Below are 304 nucleotides of genomic sequence, written 5' to 3' on the forward strand. Positions count from 1 at the left end.
ATTGTTTTTTTCAACTACATGAATGCGCGTGTTCAGTTGCCCAGCATACACCTGACTGAGGAGTAATAATTTCTTCTCCAGTGACAAATCTGACATATACGTTACTTTGTTTGCATCGTCAGTGAGTGCTGATGTATGCTCAGATAGAAAAAAGCCCATCCATTTTTGCATCTTAGTATCTTGGTACTCTCTTGCTGACTGAAATGGTAAGTATGAACGGTCAATCATTTTAATCCCTCCAATCCACCAGCGGAATGACCGCCGATAAGTTTACTACGTTCAATATTTCTGGAACCTTCAGTTA

1 pseudogene is annotated in these 304 nt (G+C 39.8%); it reads right to left on the reverse strand.

Going from position 1 to position 304, the window contains the following annotated elements:
* Positions 1–228 (reverse strand): annotated as a pseudogene (locus C1G53_RS12355) (hypothetical protein); the annotation flags it as partial.
* Between the last annotated feature and the right edge of the window lie 76 nt (positions 229–304).

The sequence above is a fragment of the Streptococcus suis genome (assembly GCF_002960445.1).
GTDB classification, from domain to species: Bacteria; Bacillota; Bacilli; order Lactobacillales; family Streptococcaceae; genus Streptococcus; species Streptococcus hyiners.